Origin of the sequence: Shewanella sp. SM95 (genome assembly GCF_025653595.1) — a bacterium.
In the GTDB taxonomy this organism is placed as follows: Bacteria; Pseudomonadota; Gammaproteobacteria; order Enterobacterales; family Shewanellaceae; genus Shewanella; species Shewanella oncorhynchi.
In genome coordinates this window covers 1-20337 of the sequence record NZ_JAKKSE010000009.1, presented here as the reverse complement: position 1 = coordinate 20337, position 20337 = coordinate 1, and the positions used below count along the sequence as shown (strand labels likewise).

The 20337-nt window shown below is 44.7% G+C and carries 15 protein-coding genes and 1 rRNA gene; 11 read left to right on the top strand and 5 right to left on the bottom strand.

Annotated features, from left to right (window positions below; genetic code table 11):
* From tdh to glpG, 3 genes are all read left to right on the top strand, one after another.
* A complete protein-coding gene (tdh, locus tag L5M29_RS11475; RefSeq protein WP_012090660.1) occupies positions 1–1026 on the top strand; it encodes an L-threonine 3-dehydrogenase in 1026 nt (341 codons plus the stop codon).
* A 101-nt stretch (positions 1027–1127) separates the two neighbouring features.
* Positions 1128–1433, top strand: coding sequence for a thiosulfate sulfurtransferase GlpE (gene glpE / locus L5M29_RS11470; protein ID WP_006084745.1), 306 nt, complete (start codon positions 1128–1130; stop codon positions 1431–1433).
* Complete coding sequence (glpG, locus tag L5M29_RS11465; RefSeq protein ID WP_263167899.1) at positions 1430–2275, top strand: rhomboid family intramembrane serine protease GlpG; 846 nt, start codon at positions 1430–1432, stop codon at positions 2273–2275. Before glpE ends, glpG begins: the two co-directional genes overlap by 4 nt.
* 88 nt (positions 2276–2363) lie before the next feature.
* On the opposite strand, the gene elbB is transcribed toward glpG, so the two are convergent.
* Positions 2364–3026, bottom strand: a complete 663-nt coding sequence (elbB, locus tag L5M29_RS11460; protein ID WP_263167898.1) for an isoprenoid biosynthesis glyoxalase ElbB — start codon at positions 3024–3026, stop codon at positions 2364–2366.
* Between the two features lie 387 nt (positions 3027–3413).
* Here elbB and polA point away from each other — a divergent pair, with 387 nt between their 5' ends.
* Positions 3414–6182 carry a DNA polymerase I gene (gene polA / locus L5M29_RS11455; RefSeq protein ID WP_263148609.1) on the top strand — a complete coding sequence of 923 codons (2769 nt, stop codon included), beginning with the start codon at positions 3414–3416 and terminating at the stop codon, positions 6180–6182.
* 1021 nt (positions 6183–7203) lie between these two features.
* Here the strand turns inward: polA and yihA are convergent.
* Positions 7204–7863 (bottom strand): ribosome biogenesis GTP-binding protein YihA/YsxC, encoded by a 660-nt coding sequence (yihA, locus tag L5M29_RS11450; RefSeq protein ID WP_006079362.1) that lies wholly within the window; start codon positions 7861–7863, stop codon positions 7204–7206.
* Between the two features lie 167 nt (positions 7864–8030).
* Between yihA and L5M29_RS11445 the strand changes: the two genes are divergently transcribed.
* From L5M29_RS11445 to hemN, 5 genes are all read left to right on the top strand, one after another.
* Complete coding sequence (locus L5M29_RS11445; protein ID WP_105250761.1) at positions 8031–8654, top strand: c-type cytochrome; 624 nt, start codon at positions 8031–8033, stop codon at positions 8652–8654.
* Positions 8655–9473: 819 nt separating this feature from the next.
* The gene (locus tag L5M29_RS11440) at positions 9474–10112 is read left to right on the top strand and encodes a class I SAM-dependent methyltransferase (RefSeq protein ID WP_263167897.1); all 639 of its coding nucleotides are present in this window, start codon (positions 9474–9476) and stop codon (positions 10110–10112) included.
* Positions 10113–10202: 90 nt separating this feature from the next.
* Positions 10203–10763, top strand: coding sequence for a Der GTPase-activating protein YihI (gene yihI, locus L5M29_RS11435; protein WP_263167896.1), 561 nt, complete (start codon positions 10203–10205; stop codon positions 10761–10763).
* Between the two features lie 74 nt (positions 10764–10837).
* Entirely contained in the window at positions 10838–11305 is a 468-nt protein-coding gene (locus L5M29_RS11430) for a DUF2489 domain-containing protein (RefSeq protein WP_006079358.1), read from the top strand.
* Between the two features lie 261 nt (positions 11306–11566).
* Positions 11567–12943 (top strand): oxygen-independent coproporphyrinogen III oxidase, encoded by a 1377-nt coding sequence (hemN, locus tag L5M29_RS11425; RefSeq protein ID WP_263167893.1) that lies wholly within the window; start codon positions 11567–11569, stop codon positions 12941–12943.
* Positions 12944–13307: 364 nt separating this feature from the next.
* Here the strand turns inward: hemN and add are convergent, their stop codons facing one another.
* On the bottom strand, positions 13308–14303 hold the full coding sequence (gene add / locus L5M29_RS11420) for an adenosine deaminase (RefSeq protein WP_263167891.1): 996 nt from the start codon (positions 14301–14303) through the stop codon (positions 13308–13310).
* Between the two features lie 210 nt (positions 14304–14513).
* Here add and L5M29_RS11415 point away from each other — a divergent pair, with 210 nt between their 5' ends.
* Positions 14514–16325, top strand: a complete 1812-nt coding sequence (locus L5M29_RS11415; RefSeq protein ID WP_113940146.1) for a DUF885 domain-containing protein — start codon at positions 14514–14516, stop codon at positions 16323–16325.
* A 95-nt stretch (positions 16326–16420) separates the two neighbouring features.
* Positions 16421–17404: an alpha/beta fold hydrolase gene (locus tag L5M29_RS11410; protein WP_263167889.1), complete on the top strand. Its 984-nt coding sequence runs from the start codon at positions 16421–16423 to the stop codon at positions 17402–17404.
* Here the strand turns inward: L5M29_RS11410 and L5M29_RS11405 are convergent.
* Entirely contained in the window at positions 17361–19811 is a 2451-nt protein-coding gene (locus tag L5M29_RS11405) for a GGDEF domain-containing phosphodiesterase (RefSeq protein WP_263167886.1), read from the bottom strand. The two genes, L5M29_RS11410 and L5M29_RS11405, sit on opposite strands and share 44 nt — an antisense overlap.
* A 299-nt stretch (positions 19812–20110) precedes the next feature.
* Positions 20111–20226, bottom strand: a 5S ribosomal RNA gene (gene rrf / locus L5M29_RS11400).
* Positions 20227–20337: the final 111 nt, after the last annotated feature.

The window sequence follows — 20337 nt, the reverse complement described above, 5'->3', positions numbered from 1 at the left end:
ATGAAAGCACTAAGCAAGTTAAAAGCCGAAAAAGGTATTTGGTTAGTCGATGCGCCTAAGCCAGTGATGGGCCACAACGATCTGCTGATCAAAATTAAAAAAACTGCGATTTGTGGCACCGACATGCACATCTACAACTGGGACGAATGGTCACAAAAAACCATTCCAGTCCCCATGGTTGTTGGTCATGAATATGTAGGCGAAGTGGTTGATATCGGTCAAGAAGTTCGTGGTTTTAAGATAGGCGACCGCGTGTCTGGCGAAGGCCATATCACCTGCGGCCACTGCCGTAACTGCCGCGCAGGCCGCACCCATTTATGCCGTAACACCTCTGGTGTCGGTGTAAACCGTGAAGGCTCATTCGCGGAATACTTAGTGATTCCCGCCTTTAACGCCTTTAAAATCCCTGATGACATCAGCGATGATTTAGCATCAATCTTCGACCCGTTTGGTAACGCTGTGCACACAGCATTATCCTTCGATTTAGTCGGTGAGGACGTGTTGATCACAGGCGCAGGTCCCATCGGCATAATGGCGGCAGCAGTATGTCGTCACGTAGGTGCTCGCCATGTGGTGATCACCGACGTCAACGAATACCGCTTAGAACTGGCCCGTAAAATGGGCGCCACGCGCGCTGTGAACGTGTCAAAAGAAAACCTAAAAGACGTGATGAAAGAACTGGGCATGACCGAAGGTTTCGACGTTGGATTAGAAATGTCTGGCGTACCATCGGCCTTCCACGCCATGTTAGATACCATGAACCACGGCGGCAAAGTCGCTATGCTCGGTATTCCAAGTGGTGAAATGGCCATCGACTGGAGCAAAGTGATCTTCAAAGGTTTGGTCATTAAAGGCATCTACGGCCGTGAAATGTTCGAAACTTGGTACAAGATGGCCAGTCTTATCCAATCAGGCTTAGATATTTCACCTATCATCACTCACCACTTCAAGATTGATGATTTCCAACAAGGTTTCGACGCTATGGGCTCGGGCCAATCGGGTAAAGTGATCCTCAGCTGGGATTAATCCACCAGAGCATAACCTCGATAGGGGCTGTACACTCACAGCCCCTTGTTGCACACTTATCCCATCTTGATTTTCATCTCTTAGCTTTGTCAGGTTTTATTATGTCTTCCTTTAAACACTTAAGCGTTAATCAATTGCTGCAAATGACCGAAGCACAGCCAGTGCAAATCGTCGATATCCGCGATGGCAATAGCTTCACCAACGGCCATATTGCAGGTGCAACTAACCTGAATAACGAAAACCTAGCGCAATTTATTAGCCAAGCCGATATGGATAGCCCACTCGTGGTGGTTTGTTACCACGGCATGAGCAGCCAAAATGCGGCGCAATATTTATGCGAACAAGGTTTTGATGACGTTTACAGCCTAGACGGCGGCTATAGCGCCTGGCATGAGGCGAATGCATGATAGAAATTGGCAGACTCCCCAACAGCAGAGCCGCGCAGGCATTTGTCGATTACCTCAAAGGGGAAGACATTGACTGCCAAATTGAGCCGCTGGTTCAGGGTGTTGCCATTCTGGTTATCCATGAGAAAGATGTGGAGCAAGCACGCAAAGAGTTTGCCCACTTTATTGCTCACCCTTACGACAATAAATATCTGCAAGCCTCATGGGAACACGGCGATACCCAAACCAAACTCGATTATGGTGCCCCTTCGCTGCAGTTATTCACCCAATTTATTACCGGCGCAGGCCCAGTCACGTTGATCGTTTTTGCGGTTTGCGTACTCATTTTTGCGGCGATGAACTTAGGATTCGCCAACCAAACCTACGAAGCACTGTCCTATTTTGGGGCAGTACCTCATTCAGAGTTCAGCCAATTCTGGCGTGTTTTTACACCGAGCCTGCTACATTTTTCTGCAATGCACGTCATCTTTAACTTGCTCTGGTGGTGGTATTTAGGTGGAAAAATAGAAACCCGTATCGGTACTGCACCATTGCTCATTTTGCTGTTTGTCGCAGGAACTCTGCCAAACGTTATCCAATATTATGTCGGTGGACCTAACTTTGGCGGGCTGTCCGGCGTTGTGTATGCAGTGGTGGGTTACACTTGGATCATGGGTATACGTAAACCCGCAGCTGGAATAGATTTCCCACCATCATATATGGGCTTTATGATGATATGGTTGGCATTGGGATTCACAGATATTCTAGGGGTTTCGGTTGCTAATGGTGCCCACATTGGCGGCTTACTCATAGGTTTAGCCCAAGGTTTATTTGATAGCCGCAAATCCTCAAGCTCAATCTAATAACTCAATCTAATATTGTGAACCAAGATAAATCCTGAAATTTATCTTGGTTTAATGACTCGCTTCACTCTTCTACAAACAGCTCAAACTAACTCTGATCAGTCATTTCTAGTAGCTTAACGACTAGCTTCTCGATGCCTGAATGCGCTTCAGCAATATTACCAGCCAACATATAAGCGGGAGTGCTGACAATCCGATTTGCTTCATCCACGACTATCTCATGTACTGTCGCAACTTGATGCTCACCGCCCATCAAATTAAACGCTGCGACAGTATCGCTATCATTACCAATAGTGCCTTTTACACCGTGGGGATATAAACGCGGGATCATCATAGGAGCAATACAGATAAAACCAACGGGCTTTTTCGCCAGAATGAACTCATTGATAAAATCAGTCACCAGCGGTTCCACTTCACACTCACTGCCATTCGTCGCAAAGTTACACAGATTTTTCGCCGCACCAAAGCCACCGGGAATGATCAAGGCATCAAATTCGGCGATATCTAATTCTGTAGTCGCTTTGACTTCGCCACGGGCGATACGCGCCGACTCCACCAGCACGTTACGACTTGCAGCAGCATCGACCTCGCCAGTGAGATGATCTACCACATGCATCTGTTTGATATCAGGTGCAAAACACTGGTAGTGAGCCCCTGATCGGGATAAGCATAAAAGCGTTAAAACCGATTCATGTATCTCTGTTCCATCGAAAACACCACATCCACTCAGTAACACTGCGACTTTTCTCATTAAAAATATCCTTCTTATGTCATTAAGTTTTAACAAACCATAAACAAACTAGTTGATCTGATTAAAAATCGTGCTAACTTAATTCGTCGAATCTGACGAGTGCCGAAAATTAAGCCAATCCTTAGATGTATTTTACGGAGTCAATAAAAAATCCACAAATTGGGAAGATTTTTTAAGAAACAGTATTGAACTCACACAAATCTTTTATAAACATAAAAAACAACAACTTAAAAAAATCGCACTAAGCCGTAATCATCGCCATTATTCTCAGTTGACTTTTTCACTCACAGACTTATCCACAGGCTGGGAGTCATTTTGCCATGGCTGAAATAGTGCTTCTGTGGCATGCTTAGCGCCATCTAAGTCATCGATAAACGAAAAATACCTATGCCAACCGTCGCTAAAAACCCACTTGTGCTTGTGGATGGATCTTCTTATTTGTATCGCGCCTATTATGCGCCTCCTCACCTGACAAACTCAAAGGGCGAAGCAACCGGTGCCGTTTATGGCGTAGTGAATATGTTACGCAGCTTGCTGACCCGTTATCAACCAAGCCATATCGCAGTCGTGTTCGATGCCAAGGGAAAAACCTTCCGCAATGACATGTACAGCGAATACAAAGCACAGCGCCCACCTATGCCTGATGATCTACGTTCGCAAATCGAACCCTTGCATCGCATTATTCGCGCACTAGGTTTACCACTGATTTCAATTTCCGGCGTCGAAGCCGATGACGTGATCGGTACTATTGCCCGCCAAGCCAGCTTAGAAAACCGTGCCGTACTTATCAGCACAGGCGATAAAGACATGGCGCAATTAGTGGATGAGAACGTTACGCTCATCAACACCATGACAGACACCATAATGGGCCCAGAAGAAGTCGTCACCAAATTTGGTGTCGGTCCAGACCGTATCATAGATTTACTCGCGCTGATGGGCGACAAGGCCGACAACATTCCAGGCTTACCCGGCGTAGGTGAGAAAACGGCGCTCGCTATGCTCACGGGAGCCGGCAGTGTGAGTAACTTATTAGCGGAACCCGAAAAAGTCGCCGAGCTCGGCTTTAGAGGTTCTAAAACCATGGCGGCGAAAATCATTGAAAATGCCGACATGCTCAAGCTTTCTTACGAACTCGCCACCATCAAAACCGATGTCGAACTTGAGCAAGATTGGCACGAACTTACCATCATGCCAGCAGACAAAGATGAACTGATAAAATGCTACGGCGAGATGGAGTTTAAACGTTGGTTAGCCGAAGTCTTAGATAATAAAATGACGGCAAATACCTCAATTGATGCGGCATCCACAGAAACGCAAGAAGACTCATCTCCAGTCGAAGCGATTGAAACACAGTACGACTGCATTCTCACCGAAGCCGAATTAGACACTTGGATTGCTAAGCTTAAACAAGCCGACTTAATGGCAGTCGATACTGAGACCACCAGCTTAGATTACATGGTGGCCGAATTAGTCGGGATTTCCTTCGCCGTTGAGACAGGAAAAGCCGCTTATCTGCCTTTGACCCATGATTACGTTGGCGCGCCGACTCAAATCGATAAATCCGTCGCGCTAGAAAAACTACGCCCGTTGCTTGAAGATCCGAAACTGAAGAAAGTCGGTCAAAATCTTAAGTACGACATCAGTATCTTAGCCAATGCAGGGATCAAACTACAGGGCGTCGCTTTCGACACTATGCTCGAATCCTATGTTTTCAACTCAGTGGCTTCGCGCCATGACATGGATGGTTTAGCACTCAAGTATTTAGGCCATAAAAATATCAGTTTTGAAGAAATTGCTGGCAAAGGTGCAAAACAGCTGACCTTCAACCAAATCCCGCTAGAGACGGCTGCACCTTATGCAGCAGAAGATGCTGACATCACACTGCGTTTACACCAACATTTATGGCCAAGACTCGAGAAAGAAGCCGAACTTGCCGCCATGTTTACCGAAGTCGAATTACCGCTAATCCAAGTGTTGTCGGACATTGAACGTCAAGGGGTATTAATCGACAGTATGTTACTCGGCCAACAGAGCGATGAACTGGCGCGTAAAATCGATACCTTAGAAGAAAAAGCCTACGACATTGCCGGTGAAAAATTCAATCTTGGTTCACCTAAGCAGCTGCAAGTATTGTTTTATGAAAAGCTAGGTTATCCGATCACCAAAAAGACCCCAAAGGGTGCGCCATCGACCGCGGAAGAAGTGTTGGTCGAATTAGCATTAGATTTCCCACTGCCAAAGGTGATCCTCGAACATCGAAGTCTATCTAAGTTAAAGAGTACTTACACAGATAAACTGCCACTGATGGTCAACGCTAAAACGGGTCGCGTACACACTAGCTATCATCAAGCTAATGCGGCAACAGGTCGCTTATCGTCAAGCGAACCTAACCTGCAGAATATTCCGATTCGCACCGAAGAAGGTCGCCGTATTCGCCAAGCCTTTATCGCCCCAGCAGGCCGTAAAATTTTGGCCGCCGACTACTCGCAAATCGAACTACGGATCATGGCCCATTTATCCCAAGATGCTGGCTTACTCAAAGCCTTCGCCGAGGGCAAAGACATTCATAGAGCCACTGCTGCAGAAGTATTTGGTACCGACTTTGATGAAGTCACCACAGAACAACGCCGCCGTGCCAAAGCGGTTAACTTCGGCTTAATTTATGGCATGTCAGCCTTTGGTTTGGCGCGTCAGCTTGATATCCCACGCCATGAAGCACAAACCTATATCGATACCTACTTTGCCCGTTATCCTGGCGTATTACGTTATATGGAAGAAACGCGCGCGGGTGCTGCTGACTTAGGTTATGTGTCGACTCTGTTTGGTCGTCGCCTCTACTTGCCCGAAATCCGTGATCGTAATGCGATGCGCCGCCAAGGTGCTGAACGTGCTGCGATTAACGCGCCAATGCAAGGTACGGCTGCTGACATCATCAAAAAGGCCATGATCAATATTGCCCAGTGGATCAAAACAGAAACCCAAGGCGAAATCACTATGATCATGCAGGTTCACGATGAATTAGTGTTTGAAGTCGATGCGGATAAAGCAGAGGCACTTAAAAAGACAATCTGCACCTTGATGGCGCAAGCAGCTAATCTCGATGTTGAACTGCTTGCCGAAGCAGGCATTGGTGATAACTGGGATGAAGCCCACTAATCTCAGTAATATCCAGAAGAACACTATCAATATGATTTAACTGAAAATAAAGCTAATCTGACTTCAATATTTTGAGCTCAGATTAGCTCTCTCCCGTCTTAATCGCCTCTAAGAACATCAATACAGAGTCCTTTTCATCACTCAGCATAAATAACCCTTTCACAATACAAATTAGCTCGTTAAGTTAGACAAACTTCATCGGCAGAAATGATTCACTCACAGTCAAACAATCTTTATCTGATACATTTGGCAGTAGAGTTCATCGATACACTGCCACAGCAGATGGATATTAAAGGGTGTGATTTACTCTAATTGAAACTGCATTCAAGTCAGCCATATATGCTCAAGAGTGCCATAACGGTTGTTCTCTCTCGCGTACACCAAAATCTTAGGTCAGGATTAGAGTAAAAAATCAAATCTCAAATATTGATCACTTTTGTATATAAATTTCGAGTTTTCTCTTTAAATCAGCCAATTAACCATTTTCACTGAAATTTTAGGATCAATTTGAGATGCTTTTTCACTCACAACCTGAGATCAAGCGCACATAATTACCTCTTTTTTGAAAAAACTGTTTTCCATTTAAAGATAAATAGAGTAATATTCTCTGCGTAGGGTACAGAGGTTAAGATGTTCTATCTTTCAGACCTTTATTTCACTTATAGTGATGAGCCAAATTCTGGCGCCTCAGCAACTTGTTTGCTGAGGCTTTTTTTTGCTCTTTTTTCAGACTTTAAGTAAATTTTAGAGTATTTACTTTAACAAGGGGCGAATTGACTGTATGCTAGTTTCATTGAGAACCATTGAAGCTAATTTGATGGTGCTTGAGTCTTGTTGAATTTAGCTTCTCCCCAAAAGAGCTAATATTTTTGGCCGATGATAATATCATCGGCTATTTTTTTGCTTGAAATTAACGAAGAACCGATGGGAACGAGGCTGAACAAAAGAGAAAAAATTGCAGTAAAAACAAAGAGAAGGTATACACAGTCAAATTCTACCATGTACACCAAAACAGGCGATATTATTCAGCGTTATTCGCTGCATCTAACTCATCAGTCAGCCACTGTGGATGACACCATTCATTAAGAATTGCCAACACTTTAGGCTTACCGGTTCCTTTGAGTGATGAGAAGGGTTCAACTTGCACCCAGTCGCCAAACTCACTTAGTGCGAGACGCACTTCATTTACGGTTTTCATCTTAGCACTTTGGGCTAATTTGTCTGATTTCGTTAGCAAAGCTAATACTGGAATTTCACTAGCAACTGCCCATTCAATCATCTGCATATCGAGATCTTTTAATGGATGACGAATATCCATCAAGACAACCACGCCACTTAAACAAGCGCGTTTTTGCAAATATTCACCCAATGCTTGCTGCCATTTATTTTTCAACGCAAGTGGGACTTGCGCAAAGCCATAACCAGGCAAGTCAACTAAACGACGCTGAGCATCTAACTCAAATACGTTAATTAGTTGAGTACGGCCCGGTGTTTTACTGGTTCTTGCTAAACTTTTTTGCTCAGTTAATGCATTGAGTGCACTAGACTTTCCAGCATTAGAGCGGCCAGCAAATGCAATCTCAACTCCAACATCGCCGGGCAGATATTGATCCAAATGTGCAATGTCAGGTGCACTGATTAAAAACTTTGCCCTACGAAAATCTATACGAGATTCAGTCACTATTTACTCCGAAATTTTTCTACGCAATACCATAATTTATGAAGAATTACTTACTTTCCCACGTTTTCGTGTAAAATATTACTCCGATCACATTAATCATATTTTACCACGCTTGCGGGTCACCCTAGTAAGCTCAGGATAATAATTTAACCAGAAGTTGGAACGCCATGAAAAAGCTAGCTCTTGCGCTGTCTGTTGTAATTGCCGCCATATCTTCACCTGCGATTGCTGAAGGTAATGCTGAAGCGGGAAAAACGAAAATCATTGTCTGTTCGGCCTGTCACGGTATGGACGGTAACAGTATGATCGATATGTACCCCAAAATTGCGGGCCAACACGCCACTTACCTCCAAAAGCAACTACATGATTTCCGTAGCGCAGCACAAACTGGCGGTAAAGATGGGCGTATGGATCCTATCATGAGTGGCATGGCAATGCCTCTAAGCGATCAGGATATTCTCGACATTAGCGCATATTTTTCTAGCCAAGCAATCCAAGTGGCTGAAGCAAAAGATGTTCCTGAGTTAGGTGCTAAACTTTACAAGGGTGGTGATGTTTCTCGTGGCATTACCGCTTGTATGGCATGTCATGGCCCAGATGGTAAAGGCGCTGAGCTTGCAGGTTTTCCAACGTTGGCAGGCCAACACGCAAACTACATCAAGATCCAGCTGACAAAATTCCGTGAAGCTGGCCGCCATAATGACTTGAATGGCATGATGCAAGATGTGGCTAAAAAACTAAATGATAGCGATATCGACGCGCTATCAAAGTATCTTTCTAGCCTGAAGTAATCTTCGCGAGTGAAAAGAAGGGTGTATTGTCACCCTTTTTTTACACCACAAAGTTGACGTGGACGTAAACTGCTAAGATTCGTGCTTGACATAGATCACAGATTTCGGTTTAATAAGCCCCGTACCGAGATAAACCCATCTGTTTGTACAAAAAGATTAATAATAACTTACAGGTTTCAGTATAATTAACGTTCAAGATATAAGAATAAAGATACTCAATAACAATAATATACTTAAGACCACTCTCTAATAATAACAAGAGTCGTGATTTCCACTTGAAATCCAGGTCAGCACAATTTTGTAAGGGATGGCCGATAACGCCAATTTGCTTCTAGCAAAACACCTTACACTCAGGGTAACTTGCCCCATCAGGACACAGTTTACATGATGTAAACTGTCGCAAAGGAAGCGATAAGCTTAGGATGCACTGGCTGGATGCTTGTTATCACAGGAAGGTACTTAAGTAACACGGATGGTTAACTAAACGTCAATGATGACGATGCTATACAATGATGTGTCGCGAGACCATCTACGGAAACTGTGGTCAGGATGGCGACAGAAAAAATAAAGTGTCTGGAAGACCATTAACAAAAATAATGCAGGGAAAGCAGTAAAAAAAAGAAGGATACCGACCGGGAAAGTCGCATAGCAAGTATGGATACTTGGAATCAGGATAAGGTGCTAAAGCACCCTTTGTAAGGCGGCAGTTTAACTGCCGCCTTTTTTCTTTGGTATAAATACACCACCAGTGTCTAAAATGTGCACTCGACCAATATAATTGGTACAATCAAAGCCTTAATAACCACTTCAGCAGACTCAATGCCCAGATGCCCTCTTTGTCATAACAGTCAGACACAACTCCTTCATCAAGATAAAAAACGGAGTTTTTATGTTTGCAAGGCATGTGAGTTAACCTTTGCGGATGCCAATAGCCATTTACCACCCGCGGCAGAGAAACAAAGATACGGTCGTTCACGCATAGCGTTGAAGCAAAAGCAGCTATCGCAATTTATTTTGCCGCTGTTAGCGCAATTAGAACAGCAGCAAGCTGGTCGTTTATTAGGATTGAATTTTGGACGCATACTCGATAATGAGAGTTTGGCGACCATAGAAAATGCGGGCCACAAGTTAAACCAATACGATCCCTTTTTTGCCCCTAATCATGATGTGTTAAAGCAAGAATATGATTTTATCTGCTGTTATCGCGTTTTTGAGCATTTTCAGTACCCAATAAAAGAGTGGGCCTTACTCTCTCGACTACTGCATCCTGGTGGTTGGTTAGCGATAAGCACACCGTTACTGACTGAATTAGATGGTTTTGCTAAGTGGCATTACAAGAACAACCTCACCCATGTGAGCTTTTACCAGCGACAAACCTTCGAGTACCTAGCAAACAATAGCGATTTTGAACTATTATTTGCCGCAAAGGACCTCGTTTTGATGCAAAAAACATCATAATCTGGTATAACAATCGGCCTAATTTCGCACCTTGTAGACAAGCTCAACCTTAGTCTGCGGGGCCATACGTTGTAAACAATTGAGAAGACCATGTCTCGTAGCAAGAAAACACGCAAGGGCGGCGAGAACAGCCCTAAGTTACAGCCAAGAGTGAAGAAGCAAGATCGCGCTGTAGCGACTGGCAAACGTAAAGATTCTGGCAATAAATCAGGCAGTCGTCATAACGAAAGCTTAATTTTAGCGCAAGCGCCGCAACAGCAGGCCGCTAAGAAAAAAGACCCGCGTCATGGCAGCAAAAAGCCTATTGCTTTAGCGATTCCTGCGGCAGTGGTAACAGACAAAACCGCTCAGCCAAAAGTGAAACAAGCTAAGCTGACTGACGAGCAAAAACTGCTGAAATTGGAAGAAGATCCAAGACTAAATCAGCTGTTAGATATGCTGGAAGAAGGCCGTGATCTCAACGATGTGGATCAAAAATGGTTAGATCAACAGCTGAATAAGATTGAAGCTCTGATGGTTAAACTCGGCATTAGCGACGATATGGACGATGACGCACCTTCATCACCAGCTAAGTCTTTGTCTGACGATGAGTTGTTCGATAAGTTCGAATCAGGCGCTGACTTACTGAAAGATTATCAAGACAAGTTCTAAACCTCTCAGTGCTAAGGCATAGGGAACTCAGTTTTTTAGCTGTGCTCCTTATGCCATTCATATAAGGAGTCTCTGTGTCTACGGCTATCATTATTCTCGGTTTTATCATCATAGTAGCGCTTAGTAGCTACGCCACCTTCTTAATTCTAAAACTCAAGCAGCAAAAAAAGCGTCAGCAGGCCGAACAAGCCGAGCGTGAAGTCACGGCGAATGCAAAACGCGCCCAAGTTTTAGATGATATCCGCTATATCGCCACAGCCATGATTGAAGACCGCTGTGAGATCTCTGAAGGCGTGGTCAGAATTGGGAGATTATTTGAAATCCTGTCATTGAGTGAGCGTGTGGCTCCTGATTACCCTTCATTATTCAAACACTTTGAGCTAATTAAAGATCATCCCATCATGGATGCTCGCCAAGCCTTGCCTAAGCAAGAAAGGATGAAGTTAGACTTGATCAGAATGAAGTCCGAAGCGGCATTAGAGCAAGGCATCAGTGATGATGCGAAAAAGCTGGCGGATTACCAAGCCAAAGCGATGCATTAAACCCGCTCATTGTTATACCTCAAGACCACTTATATTGTGGTTTTGAGGTCATCTCGATAAAACCCGTACTAATCTTACCCTCCTTACTCCCGTGAGCCTGCGCACAAAACCGCCAAATATCGACAGACAAGCGTACTTTTTTGATAGATATTGCGTAACTTCTAAAATGACAGACGTCATTTTTACAACCTAGATCAAGGTTATTTACTTAAGAACCTTGCATACTTCGCTTGTTGCTAATTTACCCACGGAGGACACGCCTTGAAGCAGCCCACTCAGATTAGCTGGGATCAGTCGATGATCGAAAAATATAACTACAGCGGTCCCCGTTATACCTCTTACCCAACGGCATTAGAGTTCGATGATACATTCACCGAACAAAGCCTGCTGACGGCCATTGAAAATAGCAAAAGCGATAAACTGTCGCTGTATATTCATATCCCGTTCTGCGCCAAGCTTTGTTATTACTGCGGCTGTAATAAAGTCATCACCCGCCACCAACACAAAGCCGATCAGTACATTGAATATTTAAGCCAAGAAATTATCAAACGTGCGCCCCTGTTCAAACATTACAGTGTGACCCAAATGCATTGGGGCGGCGGTACACCTACGTTCTTAAATCCTGAGCAGATTCTTAAACTTACGTCATTGATTAAAGCCAACTTTAACTTTGCGGAAGAAGGCGAGTACTCGATTGAAGTCGATCCTCGCGAGATTGAGCTGTCAATGCTCGACACGTTGAAAGAAGCGGGCTTCAACCGGATCTCCATCGGCGTACAAGATTTCAATAAAGAAGTACAAATTGCCGTTAATCGCGAACAAGACGAGCAATTTATCTTCGACTTAATGGCCAAAGCGAAAGCCATGGGTTTTGTGTCGACCAACATAGATTTAATCTATGGTTTGCCACACCAAACACCAGAAACCTTTGCCGTCACTATGCAGCGCGTTTTAGATTTATCGCCTGACCGTCTGTCGGTATTTAACTATGCTCACTTACCTGCGCGCTTTGCCGCTCAACGTAAGATCAAAGACGAGCATTTACCTTCGCCAAAACAAAAACTCGAAATGCTGCACCAAACTATCGAGACCTTAACTGGCGCGGGCTACCAATATATCGGTATGGACCACTTTGCTAAACCCGATGACGAGTTAGCCAAGTTACAGCGCGAAGGCAGACTGCACCGCAACTTCCAAGGTTATACAACCCAAGAAGAATGTGATTTGTTAGGTCTTGGCGTATCGTCCATCAGTCAGATTGGCGACTGCTATGCGCAAAACCAGAAAGATATCCGTCCTTACTATGAGGCCATAGATAAGGAAGGCCATGCTTTGTGGAAAGGTTGCAACCTAAACCGTGACGATGAAATCCGCCGCGTCGTGATTAAACAGCTGATTTGCCACTTCGAACTGGATATGGCGAAAATTGATGAGAAACTGGGGATTAACTTCGAAACCTATTTCGCAGAAGATCTTAAGTTAATGCAGACATTTATCGATGACAAATTAGTTGAAATCGTCGACAGACAGATCACTATCAGCCCTACAGGCCGTTTATTGATCCGCAATATCTGTATGTGCTTCGATCTTTACTATCGTCAAAAAGCGCGTCAGCAACAGTTCTCACGCGTGATCTAAAACGCTTATTGCTGCACTCGCAAACGCTCACAAAAAATCCGACTCTAGAGTCGGATTTTTTATTTATAGCTATTTTTATTAATGACTCAGAGCTTATACCAATCGTATTAAATATCTGTTCATTCAGCGGGAGTTCAACGCGCTTTAGACAAGGCGAAGGCTTGAAGGCATAGTGGTGCTCTGTCGAAAGCCTTAAACGCAGTATAAAGCGCGTTGAAACCCGACCCTTGGGAGCCACACAGGCATCCCACTCCCGTGTTGCATTGACTAAAAAGGGAATAACCATTTCTGCGTCAATGCGCCTCGGATTGAAATGCCTGTGAGGCTCTGAACTGATTAGATATTTAAATGTGATTGGTATTACTTATACCTTAGCGGCATACAGCGCTTTACGCTCACTATCGGATAAAAATGCCATTTCAACGCCGTTACGTTGCACCTGCGCTAACTCAGCATCGGTTAACTTGAGTTCAGATTTGGCGATACGATACTCATGCTTAATATCGATAGCGCTCACACCGGGATCATCGGTATTTAGGCTTATCAACACGCCTGCATCCATAAAGGTTCTGAATGGATGCTCAGCGTAAGAAGCCACAGTAGAAGTATGCAAGTTACTGGTTGGGCAAGATTCGATGCCAATACGGTGCTTAGCAAGATATTCCATCAGCTTAGGATCGTGAATCGCGTTCACCCCATGACCAATTCGAGTTGCGCCAAGTTCTTGAATCGCTTGCCACATACTTTGTGAACCCGCAGCTTCACCAGCGTGAGCCGTAATCGCAAGGCCAGCATCACGAACACGTTTAAAGTGATCGTTAAATAACTCGCCAGGGAAGCCTAATTCATCACCGGCTAAGTCCATAGCCACGAGATGTTGTTTATGGGCGAGTAAGCCTTCAAGTTCTTGAGTACAAGCAGCTTGACCAAATGAACGTGACATAATACCAATCAAATTGATTTTCACGTTATAGTCTTTTAAGCCCGCTTTAACGCCGTCAACTACCGCCTCAACTACGCCTTCAATCGGTAACTTATGGTTCATCGCCATATAGTAAGGACTAAAACGTAACTCAGCGTAATCTAAGCCAGATAACGCCGCATCGGCAACGTTTTCATAGGCGACGCGTTTAACCGCATCCAAATCTGCGAGTACAGCAACCATCCAATCGAGCTTCTTTAAGAAGGCGACTAAGCTAGTTTCTTTCCCCTGAATTTGCACAAAAGGTGCGAGTGTCTCTAAAGAATCGGCAGGTAGCGCAATGCCGTGTTGGTGTCCTAGTTCCCAAATGGTATTTACCCGCACATTACCGTCTAGGTGACGATGCAGATCCACCAATGGAATGGATGTATCAATCATATTTAACCCCTATTTGAACTACCCAGCCAATGCTTTTGTTATTTGGTCGCGGGCGGATACTAAGTTTAACACGCATTTTCGGGGGCATTTATGCGCCAAACGCATTTAAATTCACATTCAGTCACAATTCTGCTTAATATCCATACAAGGAACGGCCGCATTCATCAGGCATAATGACTTCAATAACAACGAAAATATCAGAGATCTAACATGCATAAACTCTTAACCCCCAGTTTATTGATATGCGCATTAGGCGCCTGCAGTGCCACTCAAACCACAAAAAATATTCAAACCCCATCGTCACAGGCAATATCAGCAGCACAATCACAAGTTGAGCCAATCGCCCCAGCGCTGCAAGCGATTATCGACCAAAGCTGGCAATTACAACTCAGTGCGAGTCCTGAAATGGCTTACAGCATGGGCGATGCAAGTGCCGCAGGAAAATTAGCGGATCTCTCGCCAGCAGCGCTCGCTAAGCTTAATCAAGGTCAAATCGCAGTACTAGCGCAACTCAAAGCACTCGACCGCGGCAGCTTGAGTAAAGAAGATAAGATTAACGCTCAAATACTGGAAGATCAGATCCAAAACGATGTCGACCTATATCGTTTCAAGGATTATTACCTGCCCATTACGGCGGAAAGCGGCTTCCACGCTTATATCACGTCAATCGCACAGGGAAGATTCAACACCCTTGAGGATTACCGCAACTATATTGCCAAACTCAATGCACTCCCGACCTATTTCGCCCAGCAAACCCACTGGCTAAAACAAGGATTAGCCGAGGGAATAACGCCGCCAAAAGTGACACTCAATGGCTTTGAAGACAGTATCAGTGCTTATATCGTCCCTGTTGAAAAGAGCAGTTATTTCAAACCTTTTACTCAATATCCCAACTATTTCACTGAGGCACAAAAAACTCAGCTGACCCACGAAGGCCGCACTTTAGTTGAGCAAAAAGTTCTACCTCTGTACCAAAACTTTTATGATTTCATGACTAAAGAGTACATTCCCAATGCCCGGGAAAATATCGCGGCCAGTAGCTTACCTAACGGCGCAGAATTTTATGAGAATAGGGTACGTTACTACACGACCTTGAATATGACGTCGACGCAAGTGCATGAACTGGGCGTAAAAGAAGTACAACGTATCCGCCAAGAAATGGAACAAATCATCGCGTCAGTAGGTTTTAAAGGCAGCTTTGCCGACTTCTTACATTTCCTGCGGACCGATCCCAAATTTTACACCACAAGTGCCGATCAGTTACTCAAAGAAGCGGCATTTATTGCCAAAAAAGCCGATGCCATGCTACCTAAGTACTTCGGCAAACTCCCACGCCAACCCTATGGTATAGCGCCAGTGCCTGCCGAAATTGCGCCGAAATACACCACAGGACGATATTCAGGATCGAACAGCGATGATGAACCCGGTTACTACTGGGTCAACACTTATGCATTGGATAAGCGCCCACTCTACGAGCTAGAAGCTTTAACTTTGCACGAAGCCGTACCCGGTCATCATCTGCAAATTTCACTCAACTCTGAGCTAACCTCACTCCCAGATTTCCGTCGTTATGGTTATATCTCTGCCTTTGGTGAAGGATGGGGGCTATATTGCGAATATTTAGGTTTAGAAGCGGGTTTCTACCAAGATCCATACAGTAACTTTGGTCGCTTAACCTATGAAATGTGGCGCGCGGCCCGTTTAGTCGTAGATACTGGCATGCACGCCCAAGGATGGAGTCGTCAACAAGCCATCGACTTTATGGCCAGCAATACCGCACTATCACTGCACAATGTCACGACCGAAATTGACCGCTATATTTCGTGGCCAGGACAAGCCTTGTCCTACAAGATTGGTGAGTTAACAATCAAACGATTACGTACCAAGGCAGAACAGGAACTCGGCGACAAATTTGATATTCGTGCCTTCCACGATGCTGTGCTCGAAAATGGCTCAGTGCCTATGTCGATCCTCGAACAGCAAATCAATGATTTTATTGAAGCGAAAAAGGTGGCACGCTAAGTTAATGAAATTCATGGGAGTCGGTATTTTCAGACTCCCATGGTTGTCTGTTACACTCTAACAAACCATTCAAGCCAAATGATTTGCGACTGAGTATGAGCCAAGCCAAAGCGACATTTTCGACTGAACACGATTTAAATACCTCAGAGCAGCAAGCCTTCTGGCAAAGCGTTGTTCAAGACACGCTAGCCTCTGCCGACGGCGTCACGCTGGCCTATATGATGGTCAAACATCCCCAAGCGCATACCGCAATCGTTCTCAGCAGTGGCCGAGTCGAGTCCTATTTAAAGTATCAAGAATTGGTCTTCGACTTATACCAACAAGGTTACTCTGTTTATGCCATAGATCACCGTGGCCAAGGGCTGTCGGATCGTATGACAATCAATCCACACATGGGCCATGTGCGAAGATTCAATGATTATATTGATGATTTTGCACTATTTATGCAGAAGATAGTGTTACCACAAAACGACAAACAACTCATGCTACTTGGCCATTCAATGGGTGGCGCGATTGGCACTTTGTATCTCAAACAGCATCCCGATATTTTTACCGCCGCGGCATTTTCCGCACCCATGTATGGCATTAAATTACCTATGCCAAAAGCGTTCGTACGCTGGTTGGCCAGTAAACTCGATACCACACTCAATGGCGGCGAGCCTAATTATGTACTTGCAGGACAAAACTATAAACCTGTTCCATTCAAAGGTAATGAGCTCACTCACAGCCAAACCCGATACCAAGCCTACCGAGAATTGTATGATGCTGCCCCTAAGTTACAACTCGGTTCACCCACTAACCGTTGGTTGACTGAATCTTTAGATGCGGCAGATACTTGCGTACTGGCAACGGCACAAATTCGCACTCCGATACTGATACTGCAAGCGAGTGAAGATAAGATTGTTGATAATGCGGCCCAGAATCTCGCCGTGAGTACCCATTGCCAATTGAAAGTAATCGGTGGGGCTGCCCATGAGATTTTTATGGAAAAAGACGCCTGCCGAAACCAAGCCTTAAACTATGCTCTCGACTTCTTTAAACGCTACGCAATAAAGGACGAGGACAAACAAGCTGGATAAAGTCCGCTTGGTTTAAGGCTCGACTGAATAAATAGCCCTGATAGCCATCACAGCCTAGTTCAACAAAAGCTTGATATTGTTGGGATGATTCGACACCTTTGGCGACAACGCTCAAATTGAATTGCCGCGCAGAGGTAATCAGTACATTCACTTTTGTTGGCATTGTGGTTAATGAATCAATACAACTCATATCCAATTTAACCGCAACTAATGGCTGATTAGCTAAGCAGCTCAAGGCACTCAAGCCCGAACCGAAATGATCGAGGATGATACCTACACCTGCTTCAACTAACTTAGAGACACGCTCATCGACAAACTGTGGTTGCATTAACAATGCGGCCTCATTGAGCTCAATACCCAGTTGATTAGCCACAATACCATGCTCCTTAACTAACCCAACGAATGTATCAACAAAATCTGCCTGACCAAATGAGAATGCACTGATATTGAGAGTCAAAGGAGGCAAACTTCTTCCTTGAGCCCGCGATTTCTGAATAAACAGACACACTCGCTTAGCCACCCAAAGATCAAGCTCAGCAATAATTCCCCCTTGTTCTGCTAACGCCACAAATTCAGCTGGCGGAATAAACTCTCCATCAGCACGATACCAACGCGTGAGCACTTCTGCCGAGACAAGTTCACTGGTCGCATTGATTACAGGCTGGAACATTAACGTTAAGCTATCTTGTTGTAATGCGGTTTGTAATTCCTGTTGCAACAGCTCATCACGGCTCTGGCGAAAGTCCATTTCAGCATGGTAAAAAGCGCACCCAGCTTGACCTGCTTGCTTAGCGCTTAACGTTGCCAACTCGGCACGACGCATCACTAAAGCAGGATCTAAGGTTTCTATACTATCGAGTAAACAGATCCCCACACACGCGCTCAGCTCAAAGTGATGATGACCGTAATGGAATGGTCGAGCAATCACTTGCCTTAACTCACTCGCAAGGGCTAAAGCACGACGAGCAGCGGCTGACGCATCTGCCGCTAAATCTTTAGCAAGCAAAACGAAATTACCAGACTCTAATCGGCCGACCGTTATATTTTCAGTGAAATAACTCGATAAGCGGGCCGCGATTTGCGTTAACAAGCGCTCTAATTCATGGGAATTTAAAGTGGCGACCAATCCTAAGCGATCCACCTCAACGAGCAGCAATGCCCCCCATTGCCCCGAACTATTACCTTGGGTTAAAAATTGAGATAAACGCACCATAAAGACATCGGGCAACATCTTGCGACCGACAACCGATTGATCTACAAGCTCAGTAATTGCAGCATGGTTCTTCGCGCTTTCTGACACATCCATATGAATGCCTATCATGCGAGTCGGGCGCCCTTGGGGATCCCAATCAACTAACATACCGCGGTCTAACACCCACACATAATGGCCATCTCTATGGCGTAAGCGGTGAACACTTTCAAATTCTTTACTCTTTCCGCTAACGTATTCCTGCAAAGCATCTAACACAATCTGCTTATCATCGGGATGTAGCCGCGTCTCCCATGTCTGGAATACTCCAGCCAATTCATCAGGCGCATAACCAATCATCTCTTTCCAGCGATCAGAAAGAAAAACCTCCCCCGTACTGATGTCCCAATCCCAAATACCGTTACGCGAACCTTCCACAGCAAATAACCAACGCAATTCACTGTCATTCAGCTGTTTAACTGCCCGACTTAAACGCTCATGTGCCTGCTGCAAACTGGCTTGCAAAGATAAAACTTCAGATGAACTCCAAGGTATCGATGTCGAAAAGGAAGAAGTACCTACCTGCTTAGCTGCCTCGCTCAACATTTGGAATGGGCGGATCAGCAGGAAATATAAAATAAAGGTAAAGCCAATCAGCAATAATCCGCCAAGGCCCCAAACCCGCATAAAACGTTGCTGCAACTTAGCAGAAGCTTCGGCAACTAAAGGGGCTAAATCGGCTTCAAGATAAATCAAATCAACAGCCCCACCATACTGGGGAAGAACGGGATAATATGCTTGAATAGTTAAACGCTCGAGATTAACGAGTATCTGCGGAAGAAAAGCTTGAACCACAGAGCGGTGAAGGTCTGCATCATAACCATCGATGACTTGAGTCGCATTGCTATCACGCCACACAGTATGATTAGCAAAACGAATACGGCTTTCAGCATCAACCAAGATATACACCATAGTGCCCATATCCAGCGCAGCTAAGGAAACTTCCTGCTCAATCCGCTCTACATCCTGTAAAGCTTGCGCCGATTGAACCACATTCTGCATGCGGAACAACTGTTGCTTTATCAAAGCCGACTGTCGCTGCGCAAGTTCAGCCCTAACTTGGTCACTTTCGAACAGGTACTCGCCTATAACCAACACTAAATATAGGGTCAGCATACAAAGAGGAAGCAGTACCGCGAGCGAAAGCTTACGAAGCATAGGCAACAGATGGCCGTTAACAAAAAAATTAATATTTTTGTATGCTAACGGGAAACTAACCACTAAGCAAAAGGACTTATCAAACTAAGCGAGATCTTCATGTAAATAATCAACTTAGAGTATAAAAGTCTGAAATAAAGGAAGGAAAAAACGTAAAGAACTAGCAGAAGAAACAAAACTAAAATGAATAGAACAATACTCGATAGCATTGGTCTTTAAATGACAATTTAACAAATTGCACACGCAAAAAAGCCAGCTTATTCAGCTGGCTTCGTTGCATCTCAATGAGATAATTAGGCGCTTGGCGATGACCTACTCTCACATGGGGAGACCCCACACTACCATCGGCGCGTTTGCGTTTCACTTCTGAGTTCGGGATGGGATCAGGTGGTTCCACAAGGCTATTGTCACCAAGCAAATTCTGTTTATTACCGTGTCCATCACTGGCTCACGCTAATAATAATTCGGAAAGCTGATTTTCTTTGTTTGAGTTCAAACTTCATCAAGTGTCGATATTCTGTCTAAG